We start from the raw sequence: 14,181 nt of genomic DNA, 5'->3' as shown, positions 1-14,181 counted from the left end.
TCGACCGATGGAAGGTACCTTCGCTCCAAATCACACGACAGTGGACGGAAAGCTTTGCATATCAGTCAATCCGGTGACACACCCTCAAGCCAACAACCCCAAGATCATCGAGCAGATTGTGCTGGTTCAAAACATCTGCGGTCAATCGATCCGGGTTCGGGTTTGCTACGCGGGAAGTTCCGATTGCATCGTCGTTCCGCTCGCAGGTTACCAGAAGCTGCAAAGATTATTGGGGATCGCGGCGGGATCAACGAACTTCCAATTTGAGTATCGCGAGCTCTATTGAGTCCTTGATCAGACGAGCAGTCCGTCCTCCCATCTATTCGCGTTGCCGCTTGAATCAGCGCCATCGCATTTGGGATCGCCCAATGGAACCGATGATTCCGAGCATGTCACACGCGCTGTCGGTAACGATCCTGTTATCGCTACATGAGAAACGCATGACTGACCAATTGCTGCCCCAAATTGTCCGCTTCACTGATGTCGAGCAGCATAAGCGCTCGCGGCCGCGAGCGGGCGCACTGCACATCAAGCAATCTTGTTCTTTCTGGGCACAACCCTTGCAACGGCAGGGCGTGCCGCTTTCCAATGCGTGCGCTCGATTGTCAGGGAGCCTTGACCGAAATTTGTCGCCGTTGACTCAGCACCTTCACTCAAGTTGACCCTCGCGCTCATGTCCAATCCCACCCAGGCTATTGTATTCGGAGGCGCAGGCTTCATCGGTACACATCTAATGACGCGGATGCTCGCTTCCGGCCGCTACGATCGAATCGTCTCAGTGGATATCGGGAAGCCTAGGGCGCACGTCGAAGGCGTCGAGTATGTCCATCATGATGTCCGTGAGCCAATCGACCCGAAGCTCGCAGGCGGGCTGCCTGCCGACATCTTCAACCTGGCTGCAGTCCATGTCACCCCAGGTCATCCGGACGGCGACTATTATTATACAAACGTGCTGGGTGCGGTGCACGTCTGCCGATTTGCGAGAGACACTGGCAGCCGGAACGTCATCTTTACCAGCTCGATATCGGTCTACGGTCCGACCGAGACCCCACTTACCGAAGATGCGACGCCGGTCCCAGTCAGTGCCTATGGACGCTCCAAACTCTCGGCCGAAGCGATCCATCGTCTATGGCAATCGGAGGACCCGGACAGGCGGCTGACCATCGTGCGCCCCGCCGTCATCTATGGGCGCTACGAGCGAGGCAATTTCACGCGGTTGTCGAGGCTTCTCGAAAGGCGGGCCTTCATCTATCCGGGCCGAACCGACACCATCAAGTCGTGCGGCTATGTGAAGGACCTGGTCTCGTCGATGTTCTTCATGGCGTCTCGCAACGACGGTCTGTCGATCTACAATTTCTGCTATGAGGACCGTTATACCATCAGCGAGATTTGCTCCGCCTTCTCTCGAACTGCCGCTTACCCCAAGCCGACGATAACGATTCCGGTATGGCTAATGAATCTCGCCGTGCTTCCATTCGAGGTGCTGCAGGCTGTCGGCATCAAGACCGGCATCAATCGTGACCGGATCAAGAAGTTGTGGTTTTCTACGAACATTCTGCCGAAGCATCTGATCGCAAGCGGGTTCAAATTCGAGTACGATCTGGCAAGCTCGCTTGTGGATTGGAATCGGGAATCCTCCATCAAGGATTTTGATTGAGGTTTTGTTGGCTGGATCCTTCAAGTGTCCGGAGATCGGAGATTCACCGGTGGAATTTCAAAGCCGATTCTCGCCACCATAGCGGATATTCCGAAACCAGACCCGTTCGGATTCCGGCGTCGCGTGCTCGGTCGTAACCGCGAGACCGGATTCGCCTTGCCTGTGGCAGTTGCAAGATCTCATGCTTGTCCGTCACACTCAGGTCGATATTGCATCGCAGAATTTGAGACCGGTCGGACGCTGTCCACCGGGTCGGCACGTAGCATTCGTGGAATCCTGCCCAATTCGTGGGCGAACCATGATCTTCTCAGGCGGCATGAATTGTCTCGATCTTGAAAGTCGCTTTTTTGGCAAAGTTGACGGAGATGGGCATTATGACGATTTTGCGGCAAGCGGTACCTACGGTGGCCCTGCAGCGTTGCCGAAACTTCTCTGACCAATAACGTGTCGCACGAACCAACTAGGTGCTTTGACAAGAGAGCCTCGGTGGCACTGGCCAATTCTCGAGCGCCGCGCGTCGATCACCGCATCCGTCGTGTCGAATTCGACCAACAGGGAACTTCTAGGCGGCACTTTTGCACGAATTCAGCGCGGCAAGGCCAGCCTGATGCCGCATTCACAGAGATTTAGGTAGGGCGGGCCGGATGCTTCAAACAAAGATCACATCTCGCGAGATCGAAAACACGGCGCCGGAGGCCCCATCGCTGGAGCAGACCATCTCCTCTGCGCTTGCGCTGATGAGCCGCCAGTATCCAGTGATGATTTTCACGCTGCTCCTGTGCATCTGTCTTGCCGGCGTCTACGTGTTCACGGCACCGAAGCGATATACCGGAACGGCGATCCTGATGATCGACAGCCGCAAGATGCAGGGCCTGCAGACGCAAGCGCCCGCGAGCGGCGCAGACAACCCGATCGACTCGGCGATGGTCGACAGTCAAGTCGAACTTCTCAAGTCCGAAGCGATCGCCTCCAAAGTCATCAAGGATCTGAAACTTGCGGAGTCGGCAGACTTCATGAGCGACGGCGGCGGATTGCTCAGCAGCATCAGTAGCGCGATTACCGGAATATTCTCCGAGTCGACCCCGCCCACGGAAGAGCAAATACTGCGCGCAGCACTCGCTCGCTTTGCGAGCGGCCTCAGCATCAAGCGCGTCGGCGTGAGCTATGTTATCGAGATCTCCTTTCAGGCATTGTCGCAGGAGTTGGCAGCGCGGATCGCCAACGCAGTCGCCGACGGCTATATCGTGGATTCGTTGGAATCGAAATATCAGGCCTCCAGACGGGCGGCGGTCTGGCTGCAGGACCGATTGAAGGAATTGCGGTCGCAGGCGTCTTCCGCCGAACGCACCGTTGCGGATTTCAAAGCCAAGAACAACATCGTCGACGCCGGCGGGCGACTGCTCACTGAGCAGCAACTCGCTGAAATCAATACTTCGCTGACGGCTGCGCGTAGCCAGCGTGCGGAGGCACAGGCTAAGCTCGAACGCATCACCGCGATATTGAATGCGGACAGCGACGATTCCAAGGTCATTCTGAATGACCTGGCGACGGTGAGCGAGACGATGGCGAACCCGGTCATCACCAAATTGCGCCAGACCTATCTCGAGTACGCGGCCAAGCAGGCGGATTGGTCGAATCGGTATGGATCGACACATCTGGCGGTTGTCAATTTACGCAATCAGATGCGTGAAATCCGACGCTCGATCATTGACGAACTGCGACGCACGGCCGAGGTCTACAAGAGTGACCTTGAAATTGCCAAGGCGCGCGAAGAGTCCAGCCAGAAGAGCTTGAACGATACGATCGCGGTCTCGAATAATACCAGCCAGGCCCAGATCATCCTGAGAGATCTGGAAAGCAACGCTCAGAGCGCTCGCGCATTGTCTGACAACTTCCTGCAACTGTACATGGTCTCGGTTCAGCAGCAGTCGTTTCCCATTACCGAAGCTAGGGTGATCAGCCAGGCCGCGTCGACTCTTCCCAACAAGACGTCGCCAAGAACGACACTCATCCTGCTTGCGGCGATCGTGGGTGGGTCGATTCTCGCAGCTCTCGTGGCAATCCTGCTTGATATGATGGATCGCGTCTTCCGTACCGTTTCGCAGGTCGAGAAGTTCGTGGATACCCGATGTCTCGCTTCGATTCCGGTCATAGAGCAGGGTGCCATCAAAGCGAATTCCGCTCAATCGGGCAAAGCGGCCTGGCGATTCGGCAAACGCGACAAGCCCAAACCGCAGCAGGCATCACCGAGTCACGGGGGCTCCGGCACGACCTTGCCACTCCACGGGCCCGCGCCCGCGTTCAGCCACCAACAGTCGCATCGCGACCGTCTGCTTTCAACTGAGGAGAGCGTCGGGCGGCACGTGATCAATGCCCCGTTTTCACGCTTCGCGGAGGGATTTCGGTCGATCAAGCTCGCCAGCGATTTCGCAAATTTCGGTGCAGGGTCCAACAAGGTCCTGGGGATTACCTCCGCTCTTCCGAACGAGGGAAAGTCAACCATCAGCGAAGCGCTGGCGCAGACCTTGGCGCAAAGCGGCTGCCGTACGCTGCTGATCGATGGCGACATCCGCAACCCAAGCCTCACCGCAAGGCTTACTCCGGCTGCGCAGGACGGCTTGATCCATGTCGTCATCGGCCAAGCCGACTGGAGGGACGTGGTCTGGATAGACCCGCAGACGACTCTACATTTTCTTCCTTGTGCCATCACATCGCGCTTCTCGAATTCGAGCGACCTGCTGGCCTCGCAACAGATGGACGACCTGTTCCAGCAACTACGGCAGCACTTTGATCGCATCGTTCTCGATCTTAGCCCGCTGGCGCCGGTCGTTGACGTTCGGGCGACCGGGGGGTTGGCTGATTCCTATATCCTTGTCATCGAATGGGCGAAGTCGAAAATCGATATTGTCGAGCGCGTGCTAGGCGAAACGCCGGTTGTGCGCGAGCGGATGCTCGGTGCGGTTCTTAACAAGGTGAACGTGTCGGTGATGAGCCGATACGATACGTACGGCGCAGCCTACTATCGCAATCGATACTACAAGAGGTATGGTTATGTCGATTGACGTCAAATGCTTGATCCGGAGCGGCGGGCAGCGCTTGCCCGATTTTTGACAGGGCCCTTGGATACAACATGAATGATTTGGCGCTAGCGCATGTTAGGTCGGCGCTTCTGATGGTGCGCTCAGTCCTGCTCGGTGCTGGTCTCTTGATGACGACGGCTCCCGGTCGAGCCGAGGCGGTGCGTCCAGGCATTCTGAACTGCGGGTCTGGGATCAGCGCCGAGCAGCGTCGACGTTGTGACGAAGAGGCGTTCAAGCAGATCGAGTCCGGCAGCCAATCGACACAGCTTGAGGGCGGATGGCGACTGGTGAAGAGCAAAAATCCAGACGGCGGCGCCGATGCCATTTCAGTGATGCATGTCGTCGATAGTGCCAAGTCGGATACGCGCCTTGCTGGCCTGAGCCTGCAATGCGGGAAAGGTGGCATCGAAATTGTACTCATTGTACTCGAGCCACTGTCCCGCTCGGCGCGACCGAACGTAGCCCTCATAGCGGGAGAGAAGCGCGCAGAGTTCCAGGCATCTGTGATCCAGGGCGGCGTCGCGCTCCTACTACCCGCCGACGCCTCGAAGCTTGCTGCTAGCGACTGGCAAACCGCAAACGAGCTTGAGGTTGAAATTGGGACCACACCGACCGCGATCCGCGGTGCGGTGCCGATGGCTGGACTGGCGACGGCTCTCCGTTACTTGTCGCAGTACTGCCATGCTCGATAATTTAGCCGGTCACGGAACTGTCATGCAGAGCGAATTCCGCAAACCGAATGCATGTGACCAGTTGGCAGGCCGCGTTGTGATGATGCGTCATGGTGGCTTCTATCCGGCCATCCATCACCGAGACGACGGTGGCGTCCCAAGCTCGGCTATGCGACGCGTATCAATGTCCCACTTGTGCAATGCTGCATTCCATTCCCGCTTCCACGTCTCACGGTTCTCCGAGTGCTCATCGCTTCCTGGCTTTTAATCACATTGCTGGCCGCGACTCCGATCTTGGCGCTCACAAGCGGCTCCTTCGCACAGCATGTGATTTCACTTGCTACTGCGTTGATGATGGCAATGGCAACAAGAGGTCCGGAGGCGCAAATCGCGTCTGCCGCGCAGTTGCTGAAGCAATTTCTCCTCATATTCTTGCTTCCGGTCGTCTGGATGACGTTGCAAATCTTTCCGATGTCTTCGCTTGCGAACCCGATCTGGTCGGCGACTTCGATCGCATTGAATCAGCCATCGCTGCCGGGCCGCATCAGCGTTGATACGAGCGCAACGTTGCACAGCCTGTTCCTCTATCTGGTCGACGTGTCGCTCCTGGTGTCGACCGTCATCATCACCAAGGATCGCCGTATGGCCGAAATGATCCTGTTCGTATTGAGCGCAGTGACGACCCTCATGTCAGTCGAGTTCCTACTCGGCCGGCTCGATTTATTCGCCGGAATCATTCCCCAGTCCGGCGTATCTACGAATCTGTTTCCGGCAGCAGCCGCTCTTGCGATATTGACAAATGGCGCGCTCGTCGCCCGGGCACTCGAACGCCACCTGCACCAGCAGAACATCCACAATCTGGCTTCGCCCCTACTGTGGGTCGGCGTTTCCTGCGGTCTGTTAGGAATTGCCGTAGCATTCGCCGCACTTGCCGCCCTCCAACAACGCGCATTGGTGGCGGTTACTGGCTGCGGATTGATGGTCCTCGTGTTCATAGCCGCTGTCCGGCGCTTGGGATTTCGGTCTTGGCCTTCGGCGCTATTGTTCTTGGTCCTTGCAGCGATCGCCAGCGCGATGGCTGCGTCGCACTCTCGATCCGGAGGCTTGGGCCTCCTTGGATTCGTCAGCCTCCCCCCGGAAGCAGTTGCGCCGGCAAAGCACCTGCTCTCTGATGCACCGACGTGGGGGCATGGTCTCGGAAGCTTTAGGCTGATTTCGAGAGCCTATCAGGAGTTCGGCGCTGCGCTGGCAGCCCCTCCCTCCACCGCAGTCTTGATGGCTGTCGAGGCGGGACGATTGGCGAGCGCCATCCTAGCAGCCTTCGCCGTCCAGTTTTTCCTCGTTAGCTTTCGCGGCGCCGTTCGGCGAGGACGTGATTCCTTTTTCGCGGCCGCCGCGGCCGCCGCCGTTGTCGTTGTACTCTGCGAGAGCTTTCTTGACTCAAGCCTCTCAAACCCCGCGATTCAAGCAATCGTGGCGGTGATGGTCGGAGTTGGACTTGCACAATCAGTGGGACGGACCAGTGGCGCCAACCACTCGGCGGCTTCCGCGCGCCGTATGTTGAACTAATGCATCGACAATGAGTTCATCGAGCAGATTTCGCGTTCTTCTGGTGGCGTTGGCCTTGGCGGTCGGATCCTATGCGATTGTGTCGGCCATAGCGGAGGTGCCGGCGCTGAGCCGGACAACATTTTCCGCAGATGCGGCCGAGATTGGGGCGCGGTGGACTGAAGACGCGCCCACATTGTTGGGAACGCGCTCGCCGTTTGGATCAGAGCTGGAAGGTAATCATGGATCGGTCGCCGCGCTGCAGACAATTGAGTCTGGCCAGCAAAGGCCCACGATCCTGCGATCAATAGCGCATACCGACGCTCTCGGCCGCCTCAGGCGGACGCTCTCGACCTCTCCTTACAATCCTGAACTATGGCTGGCGCTGGCGCTGCTTCAGGTCCAGCGCGACCCGCACGATCCGGTCGTGGTCGAGGCCCTGAAGATGGCATATTTCGTCGCACCAAACGACGCGCGACTGATGCCGGCGCGGATCGACATTGCGGCCCGCTTCGATGCGCTCGCCCTTCCCGATATCAAGGACCTCGTACGCAATGACGTTCGGCTCATCCTGATACGCCGACCTGGGTCGAGATCGGCACTCGTGTCCGCTTATCGCAGGGCATCAAAACTGGGCAAGGCCTTCCTGGAAGATGCAGTTGAATCGATCGACCCGTCCTTTCTGGCGACACTGCGCGGTTGACCTCGTAGCGTTTAGTGGGCGCGCTTCGCTGCCGTCGCCCGAGCCTAGTTGAGCCAGGCCTTCTCAACCTGACCAGATCGATACGTGGTGATGCCAGAGTTTACCGCTTCGTCGCAGGATTCGGGTCTTCGATCGTTCAGGCAAATCGTCGTGCTTGGCGCACCACTGCGCGTTTTCCTTTACAATCAATTCTCGTGCGCTAGACATGGCGATTGCCACCGCAGCCCGAGACGGCTTCTTGTCACATTTGATCCAGACGGGTTCACGGCTGTGCGGAAGCTGAGCGCGGTGCGTAGGGGCTCCGAGCAGCTCGAACATCGTTCCGGCTCATCCGCTGCGCCCCGAACGCCGAAGGATCCTACGCAAAGCGCTTCCTGCGGCTTAGCGCTCGCGCGATCCATGGTTCCAGCGCCGACCGTAATCGTACGGAGTCCACAAACGACGATCATTGTCGTAGCCGATTTGGACGGATTGATGAAGGCGGGCTGAGATGATCGAGATAGAGTATCTCTGGAACTCGTCGGCTGGAAGGAGTCAGCCGACGCCTCAACCGCGTTGTGCACCCTTTCCTTCTGAGGTTCCGACGGTTAATTTAACCCGATACTTGATCTTGCATTTCGGTGGGACTGGATGACGGTACTTGCCATATTAAGCATCTGGCTGTTGCTCAACGTTTTATTCGTGCTCATCGTGGTTCCTTCCCGCGGGTCGCGATCGCGGCTGAACAGGTCAGGAACAATCCTTGTGCCGGTCCCGATCGAAAAGCATCAAGACCGGCTCGATCACAACGAACAATTCTCCCTTCGCCACGCTCTCGGATCACTCGCAACGGGAGTCTTTTTCGTCTTGATGGCGCGGCTGGTCGCAACACGTGAGGCCATTGTGCGGTTGTGGAACAGGACGCGTAGGCATAAGACCTGAAGCTTGGTGATTGGCGCGACGCCTGATTCAAAGGCTCCAAAGGGAGCTCTCGCCTCAATCCGCATCTAGCTCAGCGCCTACGAGTCCGCGCCGCGCCGCCAAGGCCGCCTGCGCTGACCTAGTACGCCTCCTGGGAAATGACTGTAGCCGCCGTGCGCGCCATGATTTTCAGGTCGAGCCAAATGCTCCAATTCCTTACATACCAAACGTCATATTCTACCCGCTTTTCCATGAGGTCGATGGTCGGCGTTTCGCCCCGGAAACCGTTAACTTGAGCCCAGCCCGTGAGGCCCGGCTTCATGTGGTGGCGGTATACGTAGTTGCTGATGATCTCGTCATAATAGTTGTCATGGGCAAGCGCATGTGGGCGTGGTCCGACCAACGACATGTCGCCGCGCAGCACGTTCCAGAGCTGGGGCAGCTCGTCAATGCTTGTCATGCGGAGGAAGCGCCCGATCCTCGTGACGCGTGCGTCCCTCTTGGTTGCCTGAGTAATCGAGTGACCATTCTCGCACACGTACATGCTGCGAAATTTCCAGATGTCGAACGGCTTGCCGTTGAAGCCGCGGCGCGACTGTCGAAAGATCACGCTCCCAGGCGAATCCAGCTTGATCAGAATGGAGACGGTGATCAGCACTGGCGCTAGGGCCACTAGCGAAAACAACGCCAGACCGACGTCGAGGCAGCGCTTCTGGAGACGTTCAAACACGCTGAGCGGTGGTCGCTGAATCTCGATTGCCACCGTGCCGCTGACCGGCAAAAACGGGCGCGATACCAGATCAGCGATCGAATTATCCGGCAAGAGACGGATCGGCTGAGGTACAGCGCGCAAGTGCAGTTCGAGTTGCTGCAACAACGGCAGCTCGTTCCAATCAACCGCCAACAGGTACTCCTCGACATCTGCTGCACGGGATTGGCGAATAACATCCCGGATTTGCCTCTCCCAGCCGGTCCCATGGTTGTTAGCGGGAAGCACGAAATGGCGAACCACGTCGAAACCGTTCTTGCGCAGGTCCTTGAAACGGCTCGAGGTGAAATCAAGCGGCTTCAGGCTGAGTAGGGCAACCTTGCGATCGACCAATCGGCCCTTGGCAAAGCTCGTGCCGAGCGCCCACTGCCACGCAAAGCGCAGGCTGAGCAACCCAACGCCGCCAACTCCGGTGAAGATGAGGAACGTGCCGCGGGACAGATTGTCCGACGATTTCAATAGAAACGCCGCGACCGCAAGGATTGTCAGTGACACCAGCCAAATGATCATCGCTTTGCGCAATTGCCAGACCAGACTCAGCAAACGGTGCGTTGCATAGACACCCTGAAAATAGGCGATTGCAACGAACACTGCGCTGACGATCAGTCCGGCGCCGATGGGCGCTCCGTCTCCAGAGGACGGCGTGGCGACGCTATAAAGTTCAGACGCCATCGCGTAGCAGAGCAAGATCAGCAAGAGGTCGGCCGCGATCACGAGGAGCTGAAAAGGCTTCTGAAGAGCCGTGCCCCGTGCGGAGGATATCGCATAGGTGCTATCAGAGCTATAAGTGGCAACAGCCATTCGATCCTCTACGTGTGGAGAGTGCCTGGCGGTCATTGTGATGCTGAAGATTTACCGCTTCCCAAACGGAGGGTGTTAAGTGATCGCAGCGACATTGTGGCGCTGCATGCAAAACTTTTGCACGCATGATGTGTCGCGTCGAAATGCGCATCGACAATTCGACGCGCTGACGCTCTCGTCATAGTGCTGACATATCAGCGACGGCGCTGCCGTATTTTGGATTCAAGTTCCATATCCTCCGCGATGCTTTAACGGTCACGCGAGCGCGTCTTCGCTCATCTTTCAGCGCCTATCCTGTCGCGAGAGCGCGAGGGGTCAGTTGCGGGAACATGGATGAATTTCTATCTGCGGATGCATCACGAAATTTGCAATGAGCCATGCATCTTTGCCGCGGTATCCAGCTCAGCATTGCAATTTCTCCGGACCGGTGGAACCCGTCGCAAGCAGGGGTAGGCAAGAAATTCCGCCCTTCTTTTGGCGTGATCAAGCCGGAGAACGAGGACCGCTACTCCATCCACCGCACGTTGTTCGCATCAGATGGGGAGTTCTCAGGTGCCGGCGACTTGGGGAAATTTCTCGACCACCTGATCGATTGTGCGCCATGATATCTTTCGCCCGACCACGTCGGCCAATCCATAAGCCGCACCTGCCGGAGGGAGTTCGCATCTATGCGATCTCGGATATTCATGGTTGTGCGCATCTGCTCCAGCCGATGTTGCGGGTGATCGACGCCGACGTGGCTCGCAGTCGCCCGCGCTACGCGATCGAGGTTTTCATGGGCGATTACATCGATCGCGGCCCGGATACGCGCGCCACCCTCGACATCCTGGTCGAGCGTAGTCGCCGGGGCAATGCGGTCTTCCTCAAGGGTAATCACGAGGCATTTCTGGTGAGCGTGTTCGAAGATCCTTCGCTGTTCGAGGATTGGATTGCCGTCGGGGGGACCCAGACATTGATGTCTTACGGGCTCGCCCCGCCGGATCTGAAGCGCGACGAGCCGACATCGATCTTGCGCGATTTGATTCGCGCAATGCCGACTGAGCATCTGGAATTCCTGGACAATTTGCGTCTTAGCTTTACGTGCGGGGATTTCTTCTTCGTGCATGCGGGCGTTCGACCGGGCGTGGCGTTATCCGAACAGCAGGAGAACGATCTTTTGTGGATTCGCGAGGAGTTCCTGGAGAGCAAAAAGAATTTCGGCAAATATATCGTGCACGGTCACACGCCCGTGCGGAACGCCGACGTGCGAAATAACCGTGCCAACATCGATACCGGCGCCTATGCGACCGGCAACCTCACCCTGATGAGCATCCAGGGAAGTCGCATGCTCGCGGTGTGACATGGTCCCAACCGCTTGCCATCTGCCTGTCAAAGCCCTTCCGCGGCGAGCGTCGAATGGGCTTCGGCGCTCAGAGGTGAAGCGCCTCGCCTAGTTGAGCAGGCAGGGCTTCTGCGGCTGGGCACGCGTCTCGGCCATCCAATCGTTCCAGGCTCGCTCATGCTTGACGTAGAGCTCCAGCCAACGCGCGCCGTGCTCGTTGTGCTGCAGATGAGGCTCCTGATCAGGCAAACCGGCGCGCAATCGCGCATCCGGATTGTCCAACGTTTCGAACTCTAGCGTCTCCGAAATCGTCAGGCCGACGAGAACACGCTGTCCCGCACCATCCACAATGTATCGCCGCGGAGCGTCCTTCTTGGGTTCACTCATCTCGTCATGCCCCCATTCGTTTCAGTGAGAACCCCGAGTGCCTGCCGGCGAGCCGGACGGTGCTTAAAAGGCTCGTCGGGCATGGCCGAATGTTGAGGTGGGAGTCGAGGTCTCAGCGGAGCTTGCAGCCCTTCGCTGGACGCGCCAAGCACGCAGCGCATATCCCAAGATGAGGCCAGCGCCAAAAATGGAAGCGGAGACAAATGCAGAAGCCATGGAGAGTCGTCCCGGATAGTCCGGAGACACATCAAGACCGAGCAGTGTGTCGACATCATGATTTTCGATGACTCCCGGCGCCGAAAGATTGCTCACGCCTTGACTTCTTGTGTGCATGCAAGGCGATGCCGTGTTCGATCATCCACCCCCACCTCTCGTTTCGGCCGGCAACGATTACACTCTATACAGAGATGCTCTTGCGAGCCTGCGGGCCCGAGGCTTTGATCGTCGAGCAGGAGCGCTTCGCGCAGACCCCGCTTCCCGCAACGGGAATTTCGGGCCGATCGGTCGGCCGATGCCCTTGCAACCGTCCGGGAGCCGTCGCATTATTTCGCATCGCATTTCGAAGGGATTCAATCCAATGAACTTCCGCGTGCTTATTCCATCCATTGCCCTGTCTGCTCTTGGCCTCACCTTGACGGCATCGGTGGCGCCAGCCGCCGAGCTCGCGCTTGGTCCGGCGCATCATCAGGCGGCTTTCGTCCAAGGCGGGCTTGTGCTGTGGGATAATGTCTACCCGCCCGCGATCTACGGTCCCCAGCTTCGCCCGGTCGAGGAAGTCGCGGCCATGAAGGCGCAGGCACGGCCCGTGTCCCAGCGCTGGTGGGGATACTGGTACGTCCGGTAAGTTCGAGAGCGCTTGGCTGAGGCGAGCCAGGCTGGATTAACGACTGGCGGCGGCCTTTGTTTGAGGCGCGCCATATTCGTTCGACCGCCGCGCGGCAATATGGCCACGGAGCCGATGCCTTCTCCAAGGCCTAGGTGATGAGGAGCTGCCATTGTGCAGCGTGCGAGTTGCGTTTCCAGGCTAGAGCTAGCTGCGACACCACCGTACTGATCCGGGGCGAATTCGCGCGACGCTCGCACCGCCATTGGTCCGATAGCGTCGCCTCCTCGAGATCTACGATCTTGATCTGGATCTGGTCGGCAGGGACACCAATTCGATCGAGAAGAAGCTCCAGCTCCCTACGATCATCAATTGACGGCATGGCGAGCTACTTCCGCCTCGCCCTGCCAAACAAAAATTCGCCCGTCGCAGCATGAGATTTCGCATCGCTGATGCGCTGCTTGAACTCGCTAAGTTCGGGCGAATTTGGCAGATCCTGGTCCCACCGCGACGTCTTTGCTGTCGCTACACTGTGACCTGTTTGGACAGCCCTGACGCGGATCTCGGCAGCGCCCCGATCAGCAAGGCGCGCTCTGGCTCTCGCAATGCAGGTGTAAAGCGATCTTTCGGTGAATGGAGCTCCCCTCCGGCCCTGTGCGCCTCCGGCATTGAGTGCGTCGGCCAGCTGCTTGTAGGTGTAGCTTTGCTGGAGCTTCTTTTCGAACAACTCAAGGAAGGGGCCGCGCTCCAGTCGTTTGGCACAGAACGACATGCCCAACTCATGTGCCCAAGGATCTTGATCAGCTTGCCGCTTTTGCCACGGAACACATCGAGGTCGCGGCCGTGCGGGTCTCGCGTGAACGCGTCCTGCACCAGCAAGGCCAGCGAGCCCATGCGACGGCGCATATCGGTGTGGCCGGTCGCAATCCACATACGAAGCTCCACTATCAACGGTGCAAGACTCTTAAGCGCTCTCAAACAGAAGTCAGTTATAAGCCCATCTGACTGCGCAATGCGTCACGCTGTTCGCGAAGCTCTCGGAGTCGTTCAGCGTTGCCGGATTGTATCTCCTGCCACTCGATGCGATCCTCGGCAGTCCACAAGTAAGACTCGCGATTGAACCGATCTTTCTCTGCCCTATCAAACTCCATGTACAGCTTGATGTCTCGCTCAAGTTGGTCAAGTTGCTCCTGGAGGGTTCTTGGCATCAGCCGTTCCTCGGCTCCGCATCAATCCCGCTTTTGATCTTCGAGGCTATCGGTGCGGCGATCAATAGGCCTTCCCTCCTCACGGATGATACCCTCAATCTTAATTAAAGTTGCTTCGGACTTTAGATGTCCCGGCGTCGGGCGCGATTCTCTGCGTCACATAGTTCAGATGATCCAATGCAGCGTTATGTGGAAAAGCTGAACTCCCCGAGGGAGCGGCAGAACGCGCCATGACCCCTGCAAGATCACCGCCCTTCTTTGGCTTTGATTTGCGACTTTTTGGGGAGAGTGGTGGCCGCCTCCACTTATCAAT

General features: G+C 58.0%; 13 protein-coding genes. 9 read left to right on the top strand and 4 right to left on the bottom strand.

Features of this window, described 5'->3' with window-relative positions:
- Positions 1 to 7: 7 nt before the first annotated feature.
- From IVB12_RS32165 to IVB12_RS32140, 6 genes are all read left to right on the top strand, one after another.
- Positions 8 to 286 carry a hypothetical protein gene (locus tag IVB12_RS32165; RefSeq protein WP_247279499.1) on the top strand — a complete coding sequence of 93 codons (279 nt, stop codon included), beginning with the start codon at positions 8 to 10 and terminating at the stop codon, positions 284 to 286.
- Between the two features lie 387 nt (positions 287 to 673).
- A complete protein-coding gene (locus IVB12_RS32160; RefSeq protein WP_247305528.1) occupies positions 674 to 1,657 on the top strand; it encodes an NAD(P)-dependent oxidoreductase in 984 nt (327 codons plus the stop codon).
- 644 nt (positions 1,658 to 2,301) lie between these two features.
- Complete coding sequence (locus IVB12_RS32155; RefSeq protein ID WP_247305525.1) at positions 2,302 to 4,719, top strand: polysaccharide biosynthesis tyrosine autokinase; 2,418 nt, start codon at positions 2,302 to 2,304, stop codon at positions 4,717 to 4,719.
- 68 nt (positions 4,720 to 4,787) lie between these two features.
- Positions 4,788 to 5,429 carry a hypothetical protein gene (locus IVB12_RS32150; RefSeq protein WP_247305522.1) on the top strand — a complete coding sequence of 214 codons (642 nt, stop codon included), beginning with the start codon at positions 4,788 to 4,790 and terminating at the stop codon, positions 5,427 to 5,429.
- Between the two features lie 222 nt (positions 5,430 to 5,651).
- Positions 5,652 to 6,977 (top strand): hypothetical protein, encoded by a 1,326-nt coding sequence (locus IVB12_RS32145; RefSeq protein WP_247305519.1) that lies wholly within the window; start codon positions 5,652 to 5,654, stop codon positions 6,975 to 6,977.
- Positions 6,978 to 7,032: 55 nt separating this feature from the next.
- A complete protein-coding gene (locus IVB12_RS32140; protein ID WP_247305517.1) occupies positions 7,033 to 7,659 on the top strand; it encodes a hypothetical protein in 627 nt (208 codons plus the stop codon).
- A 1,039-nt stretch (positions 7,660 to 8,698) separates the two neighbouring features.
- Here the strand turns inward: IVB12_RS32140 and IVB12_RS32135 are convergent.
- Entirely contained in the window at positions 8,699 to 10,129 is a 1,431-nt protein-coding gene (locus IVB12_RS32135) for an undecaprenyl-phosphate glucose phosphotransferase (RefSeq protein ID WP_247305515.1), read from the bottom strand.
- 377 nt (positions 10,130 to 10,506) lie between these two features.
- Here IVB12_RS32135 and IVB12_RS32130 point away from each other — a divergent pair, with 377 nt between their 5' ends.
- Positions 10,507 to 10,734, top strand: a complete 228-nt coding sequence (locus IVB12_RS32130) for a hypothetical protein (protein ID WP_247305512.1) — start codon at positions 10,507 to 10,509, stop codon at positions 10,732 to 10,734.
- Positions 10,731 to 11,468 carry a metallophosphoesterase family protein gene (locus IVB12_RS32125; RefSeq protein ID WP_247279672.1) on the top strand — a complete coding sequence of 246 codons (738 nt, stop codon included), beginning with the start codon at positions 10,731 to 10,733 and terminating at the stop codon, positions 11,466 to 11,468. Before IVB12_RS32130 ends, IVB12_RS32125 begins: the two co-directional genes overlap by 4 nt.
- Before the next feature lie 90 nt (positions 11,469 to 11,558).
- Here the strand turns inward: IVB12_RS32125 and IVB12_RS32120 are convergent, their stop codons facing one another.
- Entirely contained in the window at positions 11,559 to 11,837 is a 279-nt protein-coding gene (locus tag IVB12_RS32120; RefSeq protein WP_247305509.1) for a hypothetical protein, read from the bottom strand.
- A gap of 577 nt (positions 11,838 to 12,414) precedes the next feature.
- Between IVB12_RS32120 and IVB12_RS32115 the strand changes: the two genes are divergently transcribed.
- Positions 12,415 to 12,681: a hypothetical protein gene (locus IVB12_RS32115; protein WP_247305506.1), complete on the top strand. Its 267-nt coding sequence runs from the start codon at positions 12,415 to 12,417 to the stop codon at positions 12,679 to 12,681.
- Positions 12,682 to 13,048: 367 nt separating this feature from the next.
- Here IVB12_RS32115 and IVB12_RS32110 read toward each other — a convergent pair whose 3' ends face one another.
- Entirely contained in the window at positions 13,049 to 13,432 is a 384-nt protein-coding gene (locus tag IVB12_RS32110) for a hypothetical protein (protein WP_247305504.1), read from the bottom strand.
- Positions 13,433 to 13,649: 217 nt separating this feature from the next.
- Entirely contained in the window at positions 13,650 to 13,868 is a 219-nt protein-coding gene (locus IVB12_RS32105) for a hypothetical protein (RefSeq protein ID WP_247305501.1), read from the bottom strand.
- Positions 13,869 to 14,181: the final 313 nt, after the last annotated feature.

The organism is Bradyrhizobium sp. 179 (assembly GCF_023073535.1).
In the GTDB taxonomy this organism is placed as follows: Bacteria; Pseudomonadota; Alphaproteobacteria; order Rhizobiales; family Xanthobacteraceae; genus Bradyrhizobium.
Note: the sequence above shows the minus strand (reverse complement) of the source record. Positions and strands in the feature narration are given on the sequence as shown.